The 8,098-nt window shown below is 75.5% G+C and carries 8 protein-coding genes; all 8 read left to right on the top strand.

Going from position 1 to position 8,098, the window contains the following annotated elements:
- The coding region (locus AB0J52_RS18645) for a vWA domain-containing protein (protein ID WP_500182844.1) at window positions 1-492 on the top strand (492 nt) is incomplete at its 5' end.
- A 2-nt stretch (window positions 493-494) separates the two neighbouring features.
- Entirely contained in the window at window positions 495-1,097 is a 603-nt protein-coding gene (cobO, locus tag AB0J52_RS18650) for a cob(I)yrinic acid a,c-diamide adenosyltransferase (RefSeq protein ID WP_500182845.1), read from the top strand.
- An 11-nt stretch (window positions 1,098-1,108) separates the two neighbouring features.
- Entirely contained in the window at window positions 1,109-2,437 is a 1,329-nt protein-coding gene (locus AB0J52_RS18655) for a cobyrinic acid a,c-diamide synthase CobB (protein WP_500182851.1), read from the top strand.
- Complete coding sequence (gene cobI / locus AB0J52_RS18660) at window positions 2,434-3,711, top strand: precorrin-2 C(20)-methyltransferase (protein WP_500182846.1); 1,278 nt, start codon at window positions 2,434-2,436, stop codon at window positions 3,709-3,711. The genes AB0J52_RS18655 and cobI overlap by 4 nt, the downstream gene beginning before the upstream one ends.
- Complete coding sequence (cobM, locus tag AB0J52_RS18665) at window positions 3,708-4,568, top strand: precorrin-4 C(11)-methyltransferase (RefSeq protein ID WP_500182847.1); 861 nt, start codon at window positions 3,708-3,710, stop codon at window positions 4,566-4,568. Before cobI ends, cobM begins: the two co-directional genes overlap by 4 nt.
- 24 nt (window positions 4,569-4,592) lie before the next feature.
- Window positions 4,593-5,861 (top strand): cobalt-precorrin-5B (C(1))-methyltransferase, encoded by a 1,269-nt coding sequence (locus tag AB0J52_RS18670; RefSeq protein ID WP_500182848.1) that lies wholly within the window; start codon window positions 4,593-4,595, stop codon window positions 5,859-5,861.
- Window positions 5,858-7,159 (top strand): precorrin-6y C5,15-methyltransferase (decarboxylating) subunit CbiE, encoded by a 1,302-nt coding sequence (gene cbiE, locus AB0J52_RS18675; protein WP_500182849.1) that lies wholly within the window; start codon window positions 5,858-5,860, stop codon window positions 7,157-7,159. The genes AB0J52_RS18670 and cbiE overlap by 4 nt, the downstream gene beginning before the upstream one ends.
- On the top strand, window positions 7,156-8,098 hold a 943-nt coding region (locus AB0J52_RS18680), incomplete at its 3' end, for a cobalt-precorrin 5A hydrolase (RefSeq protein ID WP_500182850.1). The genes cbiE and AB0J52_RS18680, both read left to right, overlap by 4 nt.

Genomic DNA, 8,098 nt, shown 5'->3' on the forward strand with positions numbered 1-8,098 from the left:
GCCCGCCGGCGGATGCGCGCGGTCAAGGGCGCGGTGCTCAGCCTGCTCCTGGACGCCTACCAGCGCCGCGACAAGGTCGGCCTGATCACCTTCCGGGGCGCGTCGGCCGAGCTGGCGCTGCCGCCCACCTCGTCGGTGGACGCGGGCGCGCGGCGGCTGGAGCGGCTGCCGACCGGGGGCCGCACACCGCTCGCCGCCGGACTGCTGCGCGCCGCCGAGGTGCTGCGCGTCGAGCGGCTGCGCGACCCGGCGCGCCGCCCGCTGCTGGTGGTCGTGACCGACGGCCGGGCGACGTACGGCGGCGACCCGGAGCGTGCCGCCGCGCTGCTCGCGGACGTGGCGTCGGTGGTCGTGGACTGCGAGTCCGGGCCGGTCCGGCTCGGCCTCGCCGGACGGCTCGGGGAGCGGCTGGGCGGCGAGGTCGTCCGGCTGGAGGAACTCGGCGCCGACTCCCTCGCCGGGGTCGTCCGGGACGTGCGGAAGGTGGCCTGACGATGCCGCAGGGAAAGCCCGAGTACGTTCCGGCGGACGGCCTCACCACGCGCGAGCGCCGGAACCGCCCGCTGCTGGTCGTGCACACCGGTCCCGGCAAGGGGAAGTCCACCGCCGCGTTCGGGCTCGCGCTGCGCGCCTGGAACCAGGGCTGGCCGATCGGGGTCTTCCAGTTCGTGAAGTCCGCGAAGTGGCGCATCGGCGAGGAGGCCGCGCTGCGCGTCCTCGGCGAGAGCGGCGAGGGCGGGACGGTCACCTGGAACAAGATGGGCGAGGGCTGGTCGTGGATCCAGCGCCCCGGCTCGGACGCCGACCACGCCGCCGACGCCCGCGAGGGCTGGGAGCAGATCAAGCGCGACCTGGCCGCCGAGACCTACCGGCTGTACGTCCTGGACGAGTTCACCTATCCGATGAAGTGGGGATGGGTGGACGTGGACGACGTCGTCGCGACCCTCGCGGACCGGCCGGGCCACCAGCACGTGGTCGTCACCGGGCGCGACGCCGACCCGCGCCTGCTGGAGGCGGCCGACCTGGTGACCGAGATGGCCAAGGTCAAGCATCCGATGGACCGGGGCCAGAAGGGGCAGAGGGGCATCGAGTGGTAGCGCTTCCCCGGCTGGTCGTGGCCGCGCCCGCGTCGGGGAGCGGGAAGACGACCGTCGCGACCGGCCTGATGGCGGCGCTCGCCGCCCGGGGCCTCGCCGTCTCGCCGCACAAGGTCGGGCCGGACTACATCGACCCCGGCTACCACGGCCTCGCGACCGGCCGTCCGGGCCGCAACCTCGACCCGTGGCTGACCTCGGAGGCGCTGGTCCCGCCGCTGCTGCTGCACGGCGCGCGCGGCGCGGACGTGGCCGTCGTCGAGGGCGTCATGGGGCTGTTCGACGGCGCGGCGAAGGCCGGGCCCGGCGGGGCGTCCGGCGGCGACTTCGCCTCGACCGCGCACGTCGCGACGCTGATCGACGCGCCCGTCGTGCTGGTCGTGGACGCGTCGGCGGCGAGCCGTTCGGTCGCCGCGACCGTGCACGGCTTCCGGTCGTTCGGCGACGTCCGGTTCGGTGGCGTCATCCTCAACCGGGTCGGGTCGGAGGCGCATGCCGCGCTGTGCCGGGACGCGATCGAGGAGACGGGCGTCCCGGTGCTCGGCGCGCTGCCGAGGACGGACGACATCGCCAAGCCGTCCCGGCACCTCGGGCTGGTCCCGGCGGCGGAGCGGCACGCCGAGGCGGTCGAGACCGTCCGGCGGCTGGGCGGGCTCGTCGCGGCGCACTGCGACCTGGACGCGCTCATGGCGCTCGCCCGTTCGGCCCCCGACCTGCGCGAAGAGCCCTGGTCTCCGCCTTTCGCGGAGGCGGCGCGGGCGCGGGTCGCGGTCGCCGGGGGAGCGGCGTTCACCTTCGGCTACGCCGAGAACGAGGAGCTGCTCGCGGCGGCCGGGGCGGAGGTCGTCCGGTTCGACCCCCTGCGCGACGAGCACCTGCCGCCCGGCACCCGCGCCGTCGTGATCGGCGGCGGCTTCCCCGAGGTGTACGCGGCGGACCTGTCGGCGAACGAACCGCTCCGCAAGGAGATCGCCGCCTTCGCCGGGCCGCTCTACGCCGAGTGCGCCGGGCTCCTCTACCTCGCGGACGACCTGGACGGCAAGCCGATGTGCGGCGTCCTGCGCGGCGTGACAGCGACGATGACCCCGCGGCTCACGCTCGGCTACCGGGCGGCCGTCGCCGTGTCCGACTCGGTGGTCGCGCGCGCGGGCGAGCGTCTCCACGGCCACGAGTTCCACCGCACGGCCACCGACCCCGCACACGGCGCGACCGCCGCCTGGCAGTGGGACAAGGCCGGACCGGCCGGATTCGTCCAGGGCGGTTGCGTCGCCTCCTACCTGCATCTTCACTGGGCAGGATCACCCGATTCCGCCCGCCGTCTCGTGGAGGCCGCCGCCCGATGAACGAGAGTGTCTTCCAACGTCCGGTCCGGCTCGCGGCCGACCGGACGATCCTCCGGCAGCTCAGCCTGGACGACGCCGAGGCGCTGGTCGAGATCGTCCGCGACGAGCCGGAGATCCTGCCGCAGACCCTGCACGGCGTGCACGACGCCGAGGCGCTCGCGCACTGGCTGACCGTGGCGGTGCCGAACGGCCAGCGGCACGCGGTCTCGGTGCACCTGGCGATCGCCGACCGCGAGACCGACACGCTGGTCGGCTTCCTCGGCCTGTTCCGGGTGGACGCCCTGCACGACACCTGCGAGGTCGGGTACGCGCTGCGCGCGGACGCGCGCGGCCGGGGCCACGCCACCGAGGCGCTGCGCCTGGCCTGCGACTGGGCGCTCGGCGACTGCGGCCTGCACCGGGTCGAGCTGCGCACGCTCACCGACAACATCGCGTCCGTGCGCGTCGCGGAGAAGGCCGGGTTCCGGCGCGAGGGCGTCCAGCGCGGCGCGGGCCGGCACGAGGACCTGCTGATGTTCTCCCGCCTCGCCACCGACGCGGTCGAGGACGGCCCGCTGCGGCTCGTCGGCGTCGGCGTCGGGCCGGGCGATCCGGAGCTGGTCACGGCCAAGGCCGTCCGGCTGCTGCAGGAGGCGGACGTCGTGCTCGTCCCGGTCCTCGCGCTGGACGAGCCGGGCCGCGCCGAGTCGATCGTCCGGGAGTACACCGCCAAGGCCGAGCGCGTCGTGTTCGCGCTCAACGACCGGGGCGGTGTCACCGCGAAGCGCGCCGCCGCCTGGGACGCGGCCGCCGCGCGTGTCCTGGAGGCGTTCGAGAAGGGCGCGCGGACGGTCGTGTTCGCCACGATCGGCGACCCGAACGTGTACTCCACCTTCACCTACCTGGCGCAGAGCGTCCGCACCGGACGCCCGGACGCCGTGGTCGAGACCGTCCCCGGCATCACCGCGATGCAGGATCTCGCCGCCCGCTCCGGCACCGTCCTCGCCGAGGGCGGCGAGTCGGTGGCGCTCGTCCCGCTGACCGCCGGGATCGACGGCTTCCGCGCGGCGCTCGCGACCGGCGAGACCGTCGTGGCGTACAAGTTCGGGTCCGTGGCGTCCGAGGTGGCGGCGGCGCTCAAGGACAGCGGGCGGCTGGGCGACGCCGTCTACGGGGCCAGGCTCGGCCTGCCCGGCGAGGAGATCGGGCCGGCCGCCGCGCTCGACGGCCCCGTCCCCTACCTCTCCACCCTGATCGTTCCGGGCCGCCGGACCAGCCGAGGAGGCAAGCTGTGACCCCCGGAACCCCCGGAACTTCCGACCCCGCCGCGAGTGCCGGCCGCGCACCCGGCGGACGCGTCCTGTTCGTCGGGGCCGGCCCCGGCGCGGCCGATCTGCTGACGTTCCGCGCGGCCAAGGCCATCGCGGACGCCGACGTGGTGATCTGGGCGGCCTCGCTCGTCCACCCGGACGTCCTCGTGCACGCGCGCGAGGACGCCGAAATCGTGGACTCCGCGCAGCTCCCGATGGAAGGCGTCCTGCCGTACTACGAGCGGGCCCTCGCCGAGGGGCTGACGGTCGCGCGCATCCACTCCGGCGACCCCGCGCTGTGGGGAGCGCTGCAGGAGCAGCTCGACCGGTGCGTGGAGATGGGCCTGGACACCGAGGTCGTCCCCGGCGTGTCCAGCTTCAGCGCGGTCGCGGCGGCGGTCGGGCGCGAGCTGACGATCCCGGAGGTCGCGCAGTCGGTGGTGCTGACCCGGCTCGGCGGCGGCAAGACGCCGATGCCGCCGGGCGAGGAGGTCCGCGAGTTCGCCCGGCACGGGACGACGATGGCGCTGTTCCTGTCGGCGGCGCGCTCCGGGCAGCTCCAGGACGAGCTGGTCGAGGGCGGCTACCCCGAGGACACGCCCTGCGTCGTCGCCTACCAGTGCAGCTGGCCGGACGAGCTGATCGTCCGGTGCGCGCTGGGCGAGCTGTCGGCGACGGTGAAGGCGCACAAGCTGTGGAAGCACACGCTCGTGCTGGTCGGCCCCGCCCTGGCGGCGGGCGGGACCCGCTCGCACCTCTACCACCCCGGCCACTTCCACGGTTTCCGGCGCGCCGAGCCCGCCGCGCGCCGCTCTCTCCGAGAGGCTCGTCGGTCGTCCTGACCCCGACGACCGACGAGGACCACCATGACCGACGCTGACGAACGCCCCGACGACGACCGGCCCGACGACGACCGGCCGGCCGGGCGGGAGCTGCGCGAACCGGACCTTCCCCGCACGATGAAGGTCCGGCAGAAGGCGCTGCGCACCGGCTGGACGACCGGCTCCTGCGCGACCGCCGCCGCCAAGGCCGCGACCCTGCTGCTGCGCGGCGAGGAGCTGCCCGGCTACGTGGAGATCGCGCTGCCCTCCGGCAACCGCGTGACCTTCAAGATCGAGGAGACGGCGACGGACGGCGAGCGCGGGCGGGCGCGCGCGGTCGTCGTCAAGGACGCCGGGGACGACCCCGACGTCACGCACGGCGCGCACATCACCGCCGACGTGTCCTGGCGGGACGAGCCGGGCCTGGAGCTGGACGGCGGCGAGGGCGTCGGCGTCGTCACCCGGCCGGGCCTCGGGCTGGAGCTCGGCGGCCCGGCGATCAACCCCGTCCCGCGCGCCATGATCACGCAGGCCGTCGCCGAGGCGCTGCACGACGCGGTGTTCGAGGGGCCGCCCGGGCCGGAGGAGTGCACCGACCCGGCGTCCGGACGCGGTGTCCGCGTGGTCGTGTCCGTCCCCGACGGGGAGCGGATGGCGCGCAAGACGACCAACAAGCGGCTCGGAATCCTCGGCGGCATCTCGATCCTCGGGACGACCGGCATCGTCCGCCCGTTCTCCACGGCGTCGTGGCGCGCGAGCGTCGAGCAGGCCGTGTCGGTGATGTCCGCGCAGGGCGAGAGGACGCTCGTGCTGTGCACGGGCGGGCGCACCGAGAAGGGCGCCATGAAGATGCTGCCGAAGCTGCCCGAGGTGTGCTTCGTGGAGGTCGGCGACTTCACCGGCGCGGCGGTCCGGCGGGCCGTCGAGCACGGGATCACGCAGGTGGTGTTCGTCGGGATGGCGGGCAAGCTGACCAAGCTCGCCGCCGGGATCCTGATGACGCACTACACCCGCTCGAAGGTGGACACCGCCCTGCTCGGCGACCTCACCCGCGACATCACCGGGAACGCGGAGCTGGCCGCCGAGGTCGCCGTCGCCAACACCGGCCGGCACGCCTACGAGCTCTGGGAGGCCGCCGGGGTCCTCGGACCGTGCGGCCGCGAGCTGTGCCGGCGCGTCGCGGACGTCCTGGAGCGGTTCGCCGCCGAGCAGGCCGGGACGGAGACGAGCCCGATCGCGGCGCAGGTCGTCCTGGTCGACTTCACCGGGGAGCGGATGGTCGGCATGTTCGGCCGGATGGCGAGATCCAGATGATCACTGTCGTGGGCCTGGACGGCGGCCCGCCCCCGCCCGGCCTCCCCGCCCTGCTGGCCGCCGCCGAGCTGGTCGCCGGGGGCGCGCGGCACCTGGCGTCCGTGGCCGTTCCCGCGTCCGCGCGGACGGTCGTCATGGGTGACGTCTCCGCCGCGTTGGACGCCGTCGGCGACGCGTCCGGCGACGTCGTCGTGCTGGCCAGCGGTGATCCGGGCTTCTTCGGGATCGTTCGGGCGCTGCGCGAACGCGGGCACGAGCCGCGCGTCCTGCCCGCCCTGTCGTCGGTCGCGCAGGCGTTCGCGCGGGCGGGCCTCCCCTGGGACGACGCGCTCATCGTCTCCGCTCACGGCGTCGCCACGCCAAGGGGGTCCGCGCCGGGGGCGTCCGAGCAGGGGCGCGAACTGCGCCGGGCCGTGAACGCGTGCCGCGCGCATCCCAAGGTCGCCGTCCTGACCGGCCCTGGTTCGGGGCCCGCCGAGCTGGCCCGCGAGCTGTTCCCGCAGACCCCGCGCACGTTCGTCGTGTGCGAGAACCTCGGCGGGCCGGACGAGCGGGTCGTGCACGTCCGTCCGGCCGAGGCGTCCACCCGTCCGTGGAACGACCCGAACGTCGTGCTCGTCCTGGACACCCGCCGTGCGGTCGGCGCGAAGGGCTGGCTCGCGGGCGGACGCGCCGGACCGGCCGTCTGGGCCCTCCCCGAGGACGCCTTCGCGCACCGCGACTCCCTCGTCACCAAGGCCGAGGTCCGGGCGTTCGTCCTGGCCAAGCTCGGCCCGCGCGTGGGCGACATGGTGTGGGACATCGGCGCGGGCAGCGGCTCGGTGGCGATCGAGTGCGCCCGCTTCGGCGCGGCCGTCGTGGCCGTCGAGAAGGACGAGGCGTCCTGCGAACGCATCCGCGCCAACGTGCGCGCGCACGAGGTGAAGGTCGCGGTCTCCCGGGGGACGGCCCCCGATGTCCTCAGCCACCTCCCCGATCCGGACGCCGTGTTCGTCGGCGGCGGCGGACCCGATGTCGTGCGCGCGTGCGCGGAGCGGGCCCTGCGGTCCGTCGTCGTCACGCTCGCCGCCATCGAACGCGTCCGCCCGTCCATGGACGCGCTGGCCGCCGAGGGGTTCGCCGTCCAGGCCGTCCAGCTCCAGGCCAACCGGCTGTCCCCGCTGCCGGGAGGCGTGCACCGCCTCGCCGCCGCCAACCCCGTCCACGTCGTCTGGGGCGAACGGGACCCCGCGACCGTCCATCCGCCGGAGCCGCCGCCCCGGCGGCCCGTCACCGAACTACCTGGGAGCGCCTTGTGATCGGGGTGATCGCGGCCACCGCGAGCGGCCGGACGGCCGCCGCCTCCCTCGCCGCCGCCTGGCCAGGCGAGGTCCGCGTGCTGGCCGAGGGCCGACCCGCCGACGCGCTGCGCGAGGCGTGGCGGACCTGCGACGCCGTCGTGTCGTTCCTCGCCGTCGGCGCGACCGTCCGCGTCCTCGCGCCCCTGCTCGGCCACAAGACCGAGGACCCGGCCGTCGTCTGCGTGGACGAGTCGATGCGGTTCGCCGTGGCCGTCCTCGGCGGCCACCACGGCGCGAACCTGCTGGCCGCGCGGCTGACCGGCGTCCTCGGCACGCAGCCGGTGATCACCACGGCGAGCGACGGCGCGAGCGTCCCGGCGCTCGACTCCTACGGCCGCGACCTCGGCTTCAAGGTCCACAACCCGGAACTGCTCGCGCACGTCGGCGCGGCCGTGCTGTCCGGCGAGCCGGTGCTGCTGGAGGGCGCGGACGCCTGGCCGCTGCCCGCCCTCCCGCCCAACGTCTCCCCGGACGCGCCGGACGCCGCCACCGGCATCCTGGTCACCGACCGGGACGAGCCGGTCTGCATGTGCCACGAGGGCTGGTTCGGCAACCGCCTGGTGTACCGGCCGCCGTCGCTGGTCGTCGGGGTCGGCTCGGCACGCGGCGTCTCGTCCGCCGAGGTCGGCCGCCTCATCGACGAGACCCTCGCCGAGGCCGGCCTCGCCCCCGAGTCGGTCCGCGCCCTCGCGACGATCGACCTCAAGGCCGACGAGCAGGGCATTTTGGACGCCGCCCGCGAGCGCGGCTGGGACGTCGTCACCTACCCGGCCGACGCCCTCGCCGCCGAGGACGTCCCGAACCCCTCCGACGTCGTCCGGGCCGAGGTCGGGACGCCGTCGGTCGCCGAGGCGTCCGCCCTGCACGCCGCCCGCGCCTTCGGCCGCGCCGCCGAAC

It is taken from the genome of Spirillospora sp. NPDC049652 (assembly GCF_040675125.1).
Classification (GTDB): Bacteria; Actinomycetota; Actinomycetes; order Streptosporangiales; family Streptosporangiaceae; genus Spirillospora.